Here is a 14,974-nt window from a genome sequence, read left to right as displayed (position 1 = left end):
TCATTTGTGTCTATATCGTTAAACATCACTTCAAACTTAATACTATCAATACAGTTCTACATAATACAGTAATTTATTACAAGAGGTTTTGTAATATGTATGATTTTTATAATGAGACTAACATCTTAGTATAACTGTCTTTTGGGTTATCAAGCACCTGTGTAACTTCACCCATCTCTACAATCTCACCATTATTAAGTACCATTACTCTGTCGCACATCTGATATATAACATCTATATCATGTGATATAAACAGATATGATAACTTCATCTCTTCTTTTAATTCAAGCAAAAGATCCATAATCTGTGCCTGTACAGTAACATCAAGTGCTGATACTGGTTCATCTGCAATAATAAATCCGGGATTCTGCATAAGTGCCTGTCCGATACTTATTCTCTGCCTCTGTCCACCACTTAATTCTTTTGGAAGTCTGTTATAATAATCTCCACTAAGTCCAACTTTTTCAAGCATCCAGATTGCTTTATCTTTTCTCTCTGCCTTTGTATAACCGCCAATTACTTTTAGTGGTTCTTCAAGAATCCAGCCTATTTTTTTTACTGGATTAAGTGAGCTATATGGATCTTGAAATATCATCTGTGGTCGTGTTGTCATATGCTTTATATCACCACTTTTATATGGAATCACGCCAAGTATTGCCTTAGAAAGAGTAGTCTTACCACATCCGCTTTGTCCTACAAGCCCCATAATCTCATTCTCTCTTATATCAAATGTTATATCTTTTAACACTTCTTTGTACTGGGCCGGTTCAAAAAGTTTCTTCTTATTATAATATCCAACATACAGATCTCTTACTTCAAGTACATTACTCATTAACAGCCACCACTTTCTCATTCTCTAGTTTCTCCTGCTTTTGCACTTTTCTTCGTGTACGTACAGGAATTGCATTAATCAGCTCTCTTGTATATTGCTCTTTTGGTTCGTTAAATATTCTCTCTGGTGTGCCTTGTTCAACAATCATGCCGTCCTTCATTACAAGTACTTTATCACAGAATTGTCTTACAAGCTTAAGATTGTGTGTAATGAATATAACTGAAGTGTTATTATCTTCATTAATCTTCTTAATAAGATCTATTATCTGTTTTTGTACAACAACATCAAGTGCTGTTGTTGGTTCATCTGCTATTAACAGGCTTGGTTCGTTAATCATTGCCATTGCAATCATAACTCTCTGTCTCATTCCACCACTTAATTCATGTGGATATTTATTGCATATCTCTTCTGCATCTTCAAGTCCGACTGCTTCAAGCATAGATACTGCCATATACTTCATAAGTTTCTTATCTGTCTTCTTGTGTATAACAAGTGGTTCTATTACCTGTCTTCCTATTCTCATTGTAGGATTAAGCGATGTCATAGGCTCTTGAAATATCATTCCTATCTTATCACCCTTTATGCTGCGAAGTTCAGTCTCTGACATTTCTAACATATTCTTATCATTGTCAAGTTCTATACTTCCTTGTGCACTTACACCTTCCGGTAAGAGATCAGCAACTGATAATGCTGTAAGAGTCTTTCCTGATCCTGATTCTCCAACAATCCCAACAATCTCTCCATCTTTAACAGTAAAAGAGATACCTTTTACAATTTCTTTGTTTTTAGTTTTTATTCTCAAATCTGAAACTCTTAACATGAACTTCTCCTTATACCTTCACTTAAAAGACTAAATCCAAGTATCATTAATATAATTGTAAGCCCCGGTCCAAGAGCATACCATGGTGCACTTTGAAGATATGCCTGTGCATCTGAGAGCATGCTTCCAAGACTTGCTGCCGGTGGATTAACACCTATTCCAAGATAACTCATTCCTGCTTCTGCAAGTATAGCATTGTTAATACCTACCGTAACTGATGCCAGGAATGTTGAAAATATATTTGGGAAGATATGCACAAACATTATACGTATACTTCCAACACCCATAAGTCGTGCTGATTTTACAAAATCATAATTACGATATTTTATCGTCTCACTTCTCACTATTCTTGTAAAGCTGGGAATATATATAATTCCAAGTGCTAATATTACATTGGTGATTCCAGAACCTAATACACTTATAAATACAAGTGCAAGCAGAATACTCGGAAAACCATTAATCATATCACATATTCTCATTATTATCTCATCAGCAATACCGCCAAAATATCCTGTTAAAAGTCCAAGAATAGCTCCTGCCGTACCGCTTATCACAACAATTGACAATCCTACTGTAGCTGTTGTTCCAAGCCCTTTCATAACTCTTGAGAATATATCTCTTCCAAAATGATCTGTTCCCATAAAGTGTTTTAATGATGGTGCTAAGAACTTAGATGCTGCATCCATCTTATTAGGTTCATACGGTGTATAAAAAAATCCTATTAAACTAAGAAGCATCAGTATAACAATTATCAGACCTCCTGCTAATATGAAACTGTCTATTTTTTTATTCTTACGCATATTCTATATTCTCCCATATCTGTCTATTATACATATATGTTATTTTAAGTTATCATTACTTTCTCTGGTATCTTAACCACTACATCTGTATATTGTACATATAAGTTATCATCTATGTCCCTGCGATATTCTTGGATCTAATAACTGATACAACATATCAACCACAAAGTTCACAATTATTATTATAAATACTATATATAGTATTATGGCCTGTACAACCGGAAAATCTCTTGTTGATATGGATGTAATAAGCAGGCGTCCAATTCCCGGAACTGAATATACCTGTTCAACAACTATACTTCCAGCCATTACATCTGCAACAATTGTTCCAAGAAATGTTACTACCGGAATCATTCCATTACGAAGAACATGTCCATACATAACTTTCTTTGGTGTTGCACCTTTACTATATGCTGTCCTTACATAATCAGCTTTTTTCTCTTTGATAAGCGAATTACGAAGGAATCTTACAACCTGTGCGCTCTTTGATATAGCTATTGTAACAGCCGGGAAAAACATATATTTTATAAACCCTGTCATGTCTTTTGAATAGCTTATATATCCTCCTGGTGCAAACACTTTAAGTATAATTCCAAGTACCCATATAATAATTATTCCCAGGAAAAATGACGGAATTGACATTATAATCTGTGACAGTATTCCAACTATTGTATCTTTTCTCCCTCCCGGTTTCTTAACTGATGCCCATAATATGCCAAGTGGAAAAGAGATAAATATAATAAGTATGAGAGACATCGCTGCCAGTGTAAGTGTTACTGGCAGCTTGTCTTTTAAAAGTGATGATACTTCTACTGAATAATTATAAGATGTTCCAAAATCTCCCTTTACAGCATCCTTAAGCCAATCGGCATATCTTACTGTTACCGGTCTGTTAAGTCCAAGTTCTTCTCGCATCGCTTCTACCATCTCAGGTGTCGCATCTGTTCCTAACACATTAAGGACTCTGTCTCCGGGTATTATCTCAAATACAAAAAATGTGATTCCCGAAATAATGAACAATGTAATAATGAGTGTAAATATTTTTTTTAGATAAAATTTCACGGAAATCACTCCTTTCTTTACTCAGTAAAATATAATGATGCCATATCTGTTACATATATAGGATATGCTTTATATCCTGCAAGCTTCTTATTAATGGCAACTAAAAGTGGTGGATCCTGAATAAATACTGATGCAGCTTTTTCTGATAGAATCTCCTGCATACGTTTGTAATTCTCAATCTTCACTTTCTGATCTGTTGTTGTAGATACTTTTGCACATACTTCATCAAACTCTGCATCTGAGAAATTAATAAAGTTATTATGTGCATTTGTCTCGAATCTTGCTATAAGATATCCTGGTGCAAGCTGTCCTGCAAGACCAATTACTGTTGACTGGAACTTTCTATCTGTATATACATCAGATAACCATGCACTCCATTCAATAGGTTCAATTGTTGCATTAATTCCAACAGCTTTTAACTGTTCTACAATTATCTGTGCTGTATCCATGTGGAACTGATAACTTGCCGGCACAGTAATTGTCATATCAAATCCATCCGGATAACCTGCTTTTGCAAGAAGTTCTTTAGCTTTACCTATATCCTGTTTATATGCATCACTAAGATCTTCATAATAATCTGATAATCCAGGTGTCATACATGAGCCTAGAGCATATCCTTCATCACCTGATACAAAGCTTATAATCTCTTCATTAGATATTGCATAATTCACAGCTTTTCTCACATCTTCATTATCAAATGGAGCTTCTGCATTATTAAGAAAAAGTCCCTGCACAAGGTTCTGTCCATTAGATTCAATATTAAAATCTGTTGAAAGTTCGTTAGCCTGTTCTGATGTTAAATGTGAAAAAACATCAATTGTTCCGCCTTTTAATTCAAGCATAGCTGCATCTGAATCCGAACATATCTTAAATGTTACTTCATCAAGGTATGGAATTCCTTCCACATAGTAGTCTTCGTTCTTCTCTACAACAAGACCTTCCTGTGGTGTATATGACACAAATTTAAAAGGACCAGTTCCTACAGGTGCTGTTGCCTGTTCATCATAACCTGCTGGAATAATCGCTGCTGTTAAATAGCTGATTAATTCAGTATCAGGTTGTTTAAGAACAACATCAACTGTTGACTGGTCCACAATATTAACCTCTTTAATTACACTTAGTGCTTTTATTAATGGCGTTCCATCTAATATACCAGCACATCTTTCAAGTGAATATTTTACATCTTCTGCAGTAACAGCATTGCCATTATGAAACTTTACACCGTCTCTTAATGTAAATGTGTAAGTTAAGAAATCATCTGATATCTCATATTTACTTGCTACCGCCGGAACTACATTTCCGTCTGCATCTGCCTTAACAAGGCCTTCAAAAATGTTGAACAACACTTCTTTAGTTCCTGCCGCTGTTGCTAAATGTGGGTCAAGACTGTCAAATTCCTGTTGTACACCTACTACTACAGAACCTCCATATACAGGTTCTGCCTGAGAAGTTACGTCAGAAGATGTTCCTTCATTGTCATTGTTCTTGTCACCTGCACATGCGCACAGTGCAACAGTTAGTGTTAATGTGATTAACATTAAAAGGCTCTTTTTCAAATTAAAATTAGCTTTTTTCATGTATTCTCCTCTTTCTTCTACTTCTCATTATTCTATTGTCTTGTATATTGTATACTATATTCAGATATACATCAACACTTTTTTCTTATTTTTTTATTTTTTCAAATTTTCGATCTCTTCTTTTTTACTTGTATAAGATGGTCTGTCTTCTAATATATATGCTGTCTTGCTACAGTTATATAATGTAAGAAGAAAATATACTGTTCCTGCAAGCATTACAGGATATAAGATAGAAGCAAATTTATCACCGATAAGATAATCAATAAAATTAGCAAGAACAACTATTGCGAATATAACAGCTGAACCTCTCATATTCTGCATATTCTTTAAAGCTCTGTTAATCTTAGCTTCAAGCATCATGCCTTCCATCATATAGAATCCAAGATACATAAATGCCATAGTTCCAACTGCTGATAGTATTCCATATATTGCATAATGAAACATACCTATATTGACATTGATAAGTATCTCCTGACCAATATATGTAATCAGACCAATTATTGTAAACTTGGTAAGTTTCTTGAATAAATTGTTTCTCGTAGGGAATTTTTTAATTGTTGAAAAGACTAATCCATAGCCGATAAGATCTGTTAACAAGTCAAAATTAAAAGATCCTATTTTTACAAAATAATCGAATGCAATAAAAAGCATTCCTATACAGAATATCATGGTCTGTTTTTGATATTCACTGGCTTTTTCAGCCGCTTCTTCTGGTGTCAAATTCTCTGGTAACATGTAAAAACCTCCTGTGTTGTAATCTGAAAAATCTCCTGTCATTACAGGTTCTTTTTTTAATAATATGGCATAATTAATTAAAGCCATACAGTAATATTATATCAGACAAAATATAACTAGACTATAAAATAAGTATAAAATATAGTAATCAAGAAAAAAATCCTCAAGCAAAAAGTGTGGGAAGGTGCCACTAATTTATAACACAAAGAGCAGATATACCATATAGCATATCTGCTCTTAATTATACATATTTTAAATCAATACTCATTAAATCAATTCAATTTTAATTATCTGTCTTGTCTTCTACAAGTTTTATTAACTATTAGTTGTAGATGTTAAAGTAAACTTCTCCAGGAATAATATTCTTATCACAATTTGATGTAATAGTATTTACTGTGCTATTTACAGTACTTCTGATTGAAGACTGTGTTGATGAACCTGGTGTTGAAACTTTGATTCCACTTGGTAATTTATCAGATGATTTTCCTAAGAAACCATTGATATTGTTGAATTTTGTAATTGTAAATGGCTGGATATAGTAGTTATATCCATTATCAAATGCTACACATCCATCAAATGAAGCTGTTACTGAACTGTTATTGTTATCAAAACCTTTGTTCTTATGTCCAAATGCTAAACAATGAGTTACTGTTCTTACACAGTCTTTTGTTGTATTAACTGAACCATATTTGAAACCATTAGGGTTACCTTCGTATGAAGAACCTGTCCATGCTGATAATGAGAGTGTTCCATTACTTGTTGCTATAAAGTTACCTGATGGTAATGAGAATTTACCATTCTTGTAATTATTAGCAAAGTTAGAATCTTTCTTCATAATAAGTTCTACAAGTAATAAATCTGTGTCAAGTGCGTTACCGTTGTCATAATCATATTTACCTGTGAATACGTCTGGATTACCATTATTCCAACATGCACATTCTGTATATGTTAAGTTATATGTAAGACCATCTTTCTTATCATATGAATCCCAACCATCATCTGAGTTATCCCATGCATAACATCCATAGAATGTATTATTCTTACCTGCAGCAAGCTTAGGTGCAAAACCATCAGCATTACCACCGATTGTATATACGTCACAGTTTCTATAACTATATACGAAGTTGATTGCATTGTTATATGCTCCGCCAGTAATCTGAACACCGGCATCGTTGTTATATCTTACGATACAGTTTGTAATTGCATTATCTCCAGCTGATTTACCTTTAATCTGAATACCATTATCTGGAGCTTTCTGGATAATTAAATTCTTAATTGTATATTTGCTACCTGTAATTCTTACACCAACCTGACCATCTGATGTACTCTTACCAATATAATTATCTCTAAATGACTTAAAGTCAAGTACAGGATATGAACCATCACTGTTAGGTACACCAATAATCTGTACATTTGCATTTGATTTTTCTAATGCAATCTGTGCTGTACAATCAAGTGTTGTACCCTGAACATAGATCTTACCGCCGCCAGCTTTTTCAGCTTTTGAAATTGCGCTTACAAGTGCGCTATATGATGTTACTACTGTACCATCTGATGTATTAGTTGATGAACTTGAACCTGAAGAACTGCTTCCGCTGTTACTTCCTGATGAACCTGATGAACTGCTTCCGCTGTTGCTTCCTGATGAACTTGAACCTGGTTCTGTTGTTGCTTCAAAGCCCCATACCTGACAAGTATTCTCATAATATGTCCACTGACATACATTACCACCATCTTCTGTTGAGAAGTTATATACATCAAGTGACTTTTTATCTCCACTAACTTTTGTTAAAATACCATAACCATTTTTAGCACTTACCGCTTTGAATAACTGTGGATCTAAGTTATTATTACTCCATACCTGGATATTAGTACCATCGTTGTTCTCACCATTTGGTACATCAAGCATATATCCTGTTCCATTCTTTAATGTGAAGTAACCATTACCTTTGTTAGTAACATACCATTTCTGACCTGCTACACCTGTTCCTGTTCCCTGCTCTACATTAGCACCATCTTTACCACTGTTACCAGCTACCTGAAGGTACTTCTGACTGTTGATATTCTTAATATAATACCAACCATCTGAGATATTGGCATATTTAGTAACTGTTGTTGATGAGTTTGATGAACTGCCTGAATTTGAACTACTTGAACCTGAGTTACTTGATGAACTGCTTGAACCTGATGCAGTATCTACCTGTATCTTAAATATATCAATTCCGCTTCCTGCTGAATATAAATATAGAGAACCGGCACTTCCCTTGTATGAATAGCTCTGTAAAGCTGCACTCTTAGTTGCAGAGAGAGTAGTTAACTTTTTACCATTTGAATCTGCTACTACAAGATTACGAGTACTTGAACCTGAACTTGCTAATACAACTTTAAGAGTTGAAGCTCCTGATACTGGTACTTTTACTGCTCTGTAAGATGTTGAACCTGTTCCACCTAATGCAAGTGCATAAGTATATTTAGTTCCACTTACTGTAGCATTTTCTGTTTTTACACTCATCTTCTTAGAGCTTGTTGCTATAAGACCTAGACCATCAACTGTCTTTGTAGATGAGATTGTTCCCAGATTTTTAAAATTATTGCTCTTAAAATTCCAGGATGATGATGATGCTTGTACATCTTTGTTATTATTATATACGAATACTGATGTTACTGCTGTAACCGCACATAATGCTACACAAAGAAGTTTCTTAATAGATTTCTTCACAAAACTTACCTCCGCTATTTAATATAGATACATTATATGTAAAAACCGTTTCTTAGTATATAGTTTTTTAGTACCCAATTTCTGCACAAGGACTAATACTTTGGTACTACACTTTTTGTGCACTTTTAAGTTTTCTTGTAATTCCGACAAAAATATTGCTTTTTACACGCATATTTTTTATAATTATATGCAAAGCAAATTTTTTTTACCTATGGAGGTCAATTTTCATGAATATAAATTTTGATGATGATATAAAAACTGTCAAAGATTATGTAGTTTCTCTTAGAAGATACTTTCATATGTATCCCGAAACTGCATTAAATGAATATAACACATCTGCAAAAATCAAAGAAGAACTTTCATCTCTTAATATTCCTTTTAAGGAATTTGGTAACACAGGTGTTGTCGGTTATATAGGCAAATCAGATTATGAGATTGCATTAAGAGCTGACTTAGACGCACTTAATGTAACCGAGATGAATGAATGTGAATACAAGTCAAAAAAAGAAGGTTATATGCATGGCTGTGGACATGACGGTCATACAGCTGCACTTCTTGGTGCTGCTAAGATTCTAAAAAAACATGAACAGGAACTTAATATAACTATTCTTCTTCTCTTTCAGCCTGCTGAAGAAAACTGCATGGGTGCAAAACTTGCTATTGAAAGCGGACTATTAGAAAATGTAAAAGCAATCTTTGGCATCCATATATTCAGTGATATTCCTTATGGAACTGTATCTGTTACTAAAGGTCCAAGAATGGCAATAACTGATCGCTTTGAAATCAATATAAAAGGCAAAGGCGGGCATGCAGCCAAACCTCATCAATGCGTTGATACTGCCATTGTAGCAGCTAATATGCTTCTTGCTCTGCAAACTATTGTAAGCCGTAATGTAGATCCTGTTCACAATGCTGTTGTAACAGTAGGTAAGATGACTGCCGGAACACAATACAATGTCATCGCTGAGAATGCTTCTCTTAGTGGAACTGTAAGAACATTCTATGAAGAAGATGCACAACTTATAAAACAGAGAATTGAAAATATTGCTTCATCAATAAGTCAGACATATAATGCAAAAGCTACTGTTAACTATGGTCTTGCTCTTCATCCGGCTGTAATCAATCCTGATAATCTTACTGAACACTTTGTCAACTATCTTAACAATCAGAAACTTGATTTTACACTAAAAGACACACCACCATTAATGCTTGGTGAAGACTTTTCAAGTTATCAGGCTATTCTTCCAGGTATATTCGCATTTGCCGGCGGTGGTTTTAATGATAAAGAGAATTATCCTAATCATCATTGTAAGTTCGACTTTGACGAAAGAGTTCTTATAGATGCAGTAACTTTACATCTTAACTTTGTTAATATGTTTAATGATGCAAGCAGGAGAAACATTGTTATATAATGATAAATCGTAACTTTTATATCGTTTATCCAAAGAGGTAGCGAACAGTTACATATAGAGCGTAAATATGCAAATCTACAAATCTACAATAATATTAATAATTATTACATTATAAAACAATGTAATAATTATTAATATCAAGTAAAAAAAAGGATTATGACAGACATCTTATACCTGTCATAATCCTTTTATTATATACTATTATATTCCTCGCCAGAATCACACTCGGAATATCTTTAATACTTTGAATTTTTATTATATACTACTGTGTTACTTCACCTGTAACTTCAATTCCATCTTCTTTATCAGAATCTTTTTCACTATCTGCATCAGTTAACTCTTCGCCATGAGTTTCTTCATTAACATCTGTGTTATCATCTGATTTACCTCGTTTTTCGTCATCATTTCTATCAGTATTCATATCATCTGAATCATCTTCTATACTAGGAGTTTCCTTTTTCTCTTCTAGTTCTTCACTATCAGTTTCATCACTCTTAGTTATCTCAAAATCATCCGGATCTTTATCATCATTCTTAATATAATTATCAAAAATCTTTACAAATATATATGAGTTAGCAAATGCCCATATAGCTATCATAAATAGCATAAGTGGTGGAATCATATATACTGCAAACCCTGCAATAAGTGTTATTGCAATTACTCCGATTGTAGCAGGAAGATGTCTTACTGCCATAAACATTGAATTGCGTAAAATTCCTTTTATAGTATTCTCAAACTTTGCAAGAACAGGAAATACATATAACAAAGTTATAACAGCAATAAATGCTACACCGAGCATAACTGCAAAGAGAATTCTATATATATCATTTCCCTGTACAATTCCTGTATTATAAAAATATTTTATATCTACTGTAAGTACCAGTGCAATAACCGCAAATATAAGTTCAATTATTACTCCCTGCTTAAAATTCATCTTAAATGATTTCCAAAAGCTTCTCCATAGATAGCCTTCTTCATCTCTTACTGTTTTTAATGTTATGTAATACACTGCTGTAATTGTTGGCACAATCGTAATAACCGGTATACAGAATACTAAAGCTATCATTCCCAGCATAATAACATCTGCCACTTTAGACATAAATCTGAAAAAAGGGCCATCCAAATTAAAAATACTACTCATGCTAAACTCTCGCTCTCCTTTTTTATAATTCAATGATACCCAGGGCAAAAGTTCTGAAAACTCTCGTGCCTGCACGATAAGACTCTTTAGCTTATGACCCTAACTTCTTTCAATTATATAGGATATATAATAAAAATGCAAATAATCATACAAATTTTATTAAATTTTCATAAATACATTTTTTATAAGCTAGAGCGTAAAACCCATTACCTTTAGGTGGTGGAATGTAAGCGGCAAAAGCATATATTTTAGTAAAAACATTGCTTTTGGTAAGATATATAGTATAATAGGTACATAGTTGAGTCTCTAAATTTAACGATAGGAGAAATAATATTTCTTAAATAGGAGTGTAGCTTCTTAGAAACCCATTATCTTTAGGTGATGGGGAGTTGACGCTATGATATATATCATATTTGCTGTTAATATGATATCTTTTTGATGTTCTACTAGTATATTATCACATATTAAGATTACTACGACAGATTCACTCTAAGATATCATAATTATATCTTGGTTTATGGAGGATTTTATAATGAAGGATGAAAAAAAAGAGGTGGACAATTCATCTCACAAATTTAAAAATTACTGGAAAAATGAAGGTGCCAAACTTAAAGAGATGACATTTGGTGAAAAGATCTCATATATCGTTGAGTACTATAAGTATTATTTCATAGCAATTCTCATTGTTGTTCTACTCGTTGTAGGCATAACATCTTCAATTAAACATAATGATTATAATACTTATGTCAATGTCTATCTTGTTGATAATTCAATATCTTACGAGAGTACAGGATATCTTGTTGATGATTTTGCCAAATATGCAGGCATTGATGGTATTAATGATCGTGTTGTCGTTGACTCAACGCTTACATTCACACTCGAAAGATATAATGAATATGATACACAGGCTGTATATAAGTTCATGGCACTTATCGCTGATGCTTCAATCGATACAATAATATCTAATAAATCTATCGTCGATTTTTGTGCACCATCAGAGACTTACTTGGATCTTAGCACATTATTGCCAGAAGATTTCTTAAATGAGCACAAAGACAGATTATATACTGTAACATTAGAAGATGGTTCAACTATTGTTGCCGGAATAGATATAAGTGGACTTGATATTATAGATAAATGCCATATAACACTTGATGAACCGGTTATCAGTGTAGCTGCTAATACTCCTCATGCTGATAATGCTGTTAAACTTATCGAATTTCTTTTTGAATAATTAGAACATATTGAGCAATTAGAATATGTTAAATAATTAAAACACATTGAACAATCTTGAGTAATTAAGATATGTTAAATAATTAAAACACATTGAACAATCTTGAGTAATTAAGATATGTTAAATAATTAAAACACATTGAACAATCTTGAGTAATTAAGATATGTTAAATAATTAAAACACATTGAACAATCTTGAGTAATTAAGATATGTTAAATAATTAAAACACATTGAACAATCTTGAGTAATTAAGATATGTTAAATAATTAAAACACGTTCAATCTAAGTAACAATAATGTGCTTAGATTGAACGTGTTTTATTGATGCTATTTATATTTTACAGCCTTACATACTTACATATGCGTTTCGCCTAAATATTCCTAACTACCTTTTTATATATGTTTCATAATATTCTAAGTGGTAGTTCTTATTCTTAAATATATCAGCTTATGTCCTGTTAATTCTACAAAAATAGTATCTTATATAATATTCTTTGAGAACCACATATAATGTTCTCCATTAGAATCGTTTGTCTCGCCTTTACATTCAAAACCAAGTTTGTTAGCAATTCTCATAGAAGCTTCATTGCGTGGATCTGTAAATATATTAAGATTCTCTATATAAAGTCTTTTAGCTGCATAATTAATAATCTCTGTAATTACTTCCGTTGCTATATTGTTATTCTGATATGCTTCTGCTATAACATAACCAAGTTCTACCTGATTCTCACCACATACATCTCTGTTCTCAAGCCCTGCACGTCCTATAACTTTACCTGTTTCTTTAAGAACAACAACCCACATTCCATATCCAAAGAATTTGTATTGATTCTCAATATATGATTTAGTGAACTCTATCTCATCTTTTATATTGCTATAAAGTGGCTCAATATACTTGGTAACATTACCTTTATATATTCTATAAAGTGCCGGAACATCATCGACTGTTATCTCTCTTACTATAGTTCTCTCAGTCTCGCATATCTGAACAGGATATCCAAAATGCCTGCAGTATACTTCATATACAAATTGATAATCAAGTTCATCATATCCTTCAAAAAGCATATCACAAAGACTAAGATCCTGCTTTCCAGAACCTGGATTAATATATCCTATTACCGGTATCCCTGCATTATATGCTGCTCTTTGTCCATTATAAGAATCTTCAAAAATAATACATTCATCATTACATACATTAGCTCTCTTTGCCGCTTCAAGAAATATATCCGGTGCCGGCTTTGGATTAGGTACTTCTTCTCCAGATACTATATAGTCAAAAAACTGAGCTATTCCAACACCATCTATCACTTGCTCTATATAATCTCTTGGTGATGATGATGCGACAACAAGTATCAGACCATGTTCTTTTAGATCTTTTACAAGTTCATATACTCCATCTATCTTACGATATCCATTTTCTCTAATAAGTTCTGACTTCATATCCGCAACAAGACTGTTAAGATATGGGACTTCTTCCACAATTCCATATTTTTCCCGGATACATTTCCACATATATGGATTAGTTGTGCCAATAAACTGTTCATAATATTCATCATCGAATTCATATCCAAGTCCCATAAGAACTCTTTTAACAGCTTCTTTATGCATCGGCTCACTGTCTACAAGCACTCCATCCATATCAAACAATACTGCTTTCAACATCTCTCTCATTCCTCCAATAATTACACATTCTAGCACACATATTGTTATTATTAAAGACATATTTTTACTATTTTAGTCTCTAAAACACCGGATTGTTAAAATGTCTTTTTTATGCTATACTCATAGAATATATTTTATTTTGAAAGGTGGTAATAACATTGGCACAGAATCCAGTTGTTACAATTACAATGAACAATGGCGATATTATGAAAGCTGAATTATATCCTGATATCGCTCCTAATACTGTTAATAACTTTATCAGTCTTGTAAAAAAAGGTTTTTATGATGGACTTATATTCCACAGAGTCATTAAAGGATTTATGATTCAGGGTGGAGATCCACAAGGTATCGGTATCGGTGGTCCAGGTTATGCAATCAAAGGTGAATTCGCTATGAACGGTTTTGATAATGATCTTCGCCATACAAAGGGCGTATTATCTATGGCTCGTTCAAGTCATCCAGATTCAGCAGGCTCACAGTTCTTCATTATGCACAAGGATTCACCTCATCTTGATGGACAGTATGCTGCTTTTGGTAAAGTCACAGAAGGTCTTGATATCATAGACAAGATTGCATCTGTTAATACAGATTACAGTGACAAACCTCTTACACCACAGGTTATCAAGTCAATGACAGTAGATACTTTTGGTATTGACTATAATGAACCTGAAAAAGTAGAAGATCTATTCTAATTCATCTATTTACAATAATTATCTGGTACACAGCAATCTATAATCTATGTACCAGATAATCATTAATGTTGTTTTTATATTCATTTTATACAATTCTATTCATACTATTTTAGTCTTTCTACACTCTATATGCTTAAAATTCACGTCATTTTAATAACGTATTAATGTACATCTTCATATTTTGTTCACATATCATTAAATAAACCTTTACATTCTAAACATTATTTCTTCACTTCTAACTTATATAATAAAGCCATAACTTAGATGAAACGTAGTAAGCAATTACTAC

12 protein-coding genes are annotated in these 14,974 nt (G+C 33.0%); 3 read left to right on the top strand and 9 right to left on the bottom strand.

Annotated elements, in window-relative coordinates; translation table 11 throughout:
- Positions 1-106: 106 nt before the first annotated feature.
- The 7 genes from KQI85_RS05530 to KQI85_RS05500 form a co-directional block, all read right to left on the bottom strand.
- On the bottom strand, positions 107-853 hold the full coding sequence (locus KQI85_RS05530) for an ABC transporter ATP-binding protein (protein WP_253293757.1): 747 nt from the start codon (positions 851-853) through the stop codon (positions 107-109).
- A complete protein-coding gene (locus tag KQI85_RS05525) occupies positions 825-1,652 on the bottom strand; it encodes an ABC transporter ATP-binding protein (protein ID WP_216575100.1) in 828 nt (275 codons plus the stop codon). Before KQI85_RS05525 ends, KQI85_RS05530 begins: the two co-directional genes overlap by 29 nt.
- The gene (locus KQI85_RS05520; RefSeq protein WP_216575099.1) at positions 1,646-2,452 is read right to left on the bottom strand and encodes an ABC transporter permease; all 807 of its coding nucleotides are present in this window, start codon (positions 2,450-2,452) and stop codon (positions 1,646-1,648) included. The genes KQI85_RS05525 and KQI85_RS05520 overlap by 7 nt, the downstream gene beginning before the upstream one ends.
- Positions 2,453-2,560: 108 nt before the next feature.
- Positions 2,561-3,514: an ABC transporter permease gene (locus KQI85_RS05515; RefSeq protein WP_216575098.1), complete on the bottom strand. Its 954-nt coding sequence runs from the start codon at positions 3,512-3,514 to the stop codon at positions 2,561-2,563.
- Between the two features lie 17 nt (positions 3,515-3,531).
- Positions 3,532-5,091 carry an ABC transporter substrate-binding protein gene (locus tag KQI85_RS05510; protein WP_216575097.1) on the bottom strand — a complete coding sequence of 520 codons (1,560 nt, stop codon included), beginning with the start codon at positions 5,089-5,091 and terminating at the stop codon, positions 3,532-3,534.
- 93 nt (positions 5,092-5,184) lie between these two features.
- Entirely contained in the window at positions 5,185-5,826 is a 642-nt protein-coding gene (locus KQI85_RS05505) for a hypothetical protein (RefSeq protein WP_216575096.1), read from the bottom strand.
- A 322-nt stretch (positions 5,827-6,148) separates the two neighbouring features.
- On the bottom strand, positions 6,149-8,545 hold the full coding sequence (locus KQI85_RS05500) for an RICIN domain-containing protein (RefSeq protein ID WP_371820553.1): 2,397 nt from the start codon (positions 8,543-8,545) through the stop codon (positions 6,149-6,151).
- A 227-nt stretch (positions 8,546-8,772) separates the two neighbouring features.
- Here KQI85_RS05500 and KQI85_RS05495 point away from each other — a divergent pair, with 227 nt between their 5' ends.
- Positions 8,773-9,957 carry a M20 family metallopeptidase gene (locus tag KQI85_RS05495; protein ID WP_216575095.1) on the top strand — a complete coding sequence of 395 codons (1,185 nt, stop codon included), beginning with the start codon at positions 8,773-8,775 and terminating at the stop codon, positions 9,955-9,957.
- Positions 9,958-10,219: 262 nt separating this feature from the next.
- Here KQI85_RS05495 and KQI85_RS05490 read toward each other — a convergent pair whose 3' ends face one another.
- Positions 10,220-11,098 (bottom strand): DUF624 domain-containing protein, encoded by an 879-nt coding sequence (locus KQI85_RS05490; RefSeq protein ID WP_216575094.1) that lies wholly within the window; start codon positions 11,096-11,098, stop codon positions 10,220-10,222.
- A gap of 532 nt (positions 11,099-11,630) precedes the next feature.
- On the opposite strand from KQI85_RS05490, the gene KQI85_RS05485 reads away from it, so the two are divergent.
- Positions 11,631-12,332 carry a hypothetical protein gene (locus tag KQI85_RS05485; protein ID WP_216575093.1) on the top strand — a complete coding sequence of 234 codons (702 nt, stop codon included), beginning with the start codon at positions 11,631-11,633 and terminating at the stop codon, positions 12,330-12,332.
- Positions 12,333-12,811: 479 nt separating this feature from the next.
- Here the strand turns inward: KQI85_RS05485 and KQI85_RS05480 are convergent, their stop codons facing one another.
- Positions 12,812-13,993, bottom strand: a complete 1,182-nt coding sequence (locus KQI85_RS05480) for a GNAT family N-acetyltransferase (protein ID WP_216575092.1) — start codon at positions 13,991-13,993, stop codon at positions 12,812-12,814.
- 188 nt (positions 13,994-14,181) lie between these two features.
- Here KQI85_RS05480 and KQI85_RS05475 point away from each other — a divergent pair, with 188 nt between their 5' ends.
- Positions 14,182-14,685, top strand: a complete 504-nt coding sequence (locus tag KQI85_RS05475; protein WP_216575128.1) for a peptidylprolyl isomerase — start codon at positions 14,182-14,184, stop codon at positions 14,683-14,685.
- Positions 14,686-14,974 lie beyond the last annotated feature (289 nt).

This window comes from Falcatimonas sp. MSJ-15, assembly GCF_018918265.1.
Classification (GTDB): Bacteria; Bacillota; Clostridia; order Lachnospirales; family Lachnospiraceae; genus Falcatimonas.
Note: the sequence above shows the minus strand (reverse complement) of the source record. Positions and strands in the feature narration are given on the sequence as shown.

What these genes read in the sequence shown, in the direction of transcription:
- KQI85_RS05505 (WP_216575096.1), bottom strand. Translation starts at nt 5,826, where the DNA reads ATGTTACCAGAGAATTTGACACCAGAAGAAGCGGCTGAAAAAGCCAGT.
- KQI85_RS05475 (WP_216575128.1), top strand. Translation starts at nt 14,182, where the DNA reads ATGAACAATGGCGATATTATGAAAGCTGAATTATATCCTGATATCGCT.
- KQI85_RS05510 (WP_216575097.1), bottom strand. Translation starts at nt 5,091, where the DNA reads ATGAAAAAAGCTAATTTTAATTTGAAAAAGAGCCTTTTAATGTTAATC.
- KQI85_RS05495 (WP_216575095.1), top strand. Translation starts at nt 8,773, where the DNA reads ATGAATATAAATTTTGATGATGATATAAAAACTGTCAAAGATTATGTA.
- KQI85_RS05485 (WP_216575093.1), top strand. Translation starts at nt 11,631, where the DNA reads ATGAAGGATGAAAAAAAAGAGGTGGACAATTCATCTCACAAATTTAAA.
- KQI85_RS05520 (WP_216575099.1), bottom strand. Translation starts at nt 2,452, where the DNA reads ATGCGTAAGAATAAAAAAATAGACAGTTTCATATTAGCAGGAGGTCTG.
- KQI85_RS05530 (WP_253293757.1), bottom strand. Translation starts at nt 853, where the DNA reads ATGAGAAAGTGGTGGCTGTTAATGAGTAATGTACTTGAAGTAAGAGAT.
- KQI85_RS05490 (WP_216575094.1), bottom strand. Translation starts at nt 11,098, where the DNA reads ATGAGTAGTATTTTTAATTTGGATGGCCCTTTTTTCAGATTTATGTCT.
- KQI85_RS05525 (WP_216575100.1), bottom strand. Translation starts at nt 1,652, where the DNA reads ATGTTAAGAGTTTCAGATTTGAGAATAAAAACTAAAAACAAAGAAATT.
- KQI85_RS05480 (WP_216575092.1), bottom strand. Translation starts at nt 13,993, where the DNA reads ATGTTGAAAGCAGTATTGTTTGATATGGATGGAGTGCTTGTAGACAGT.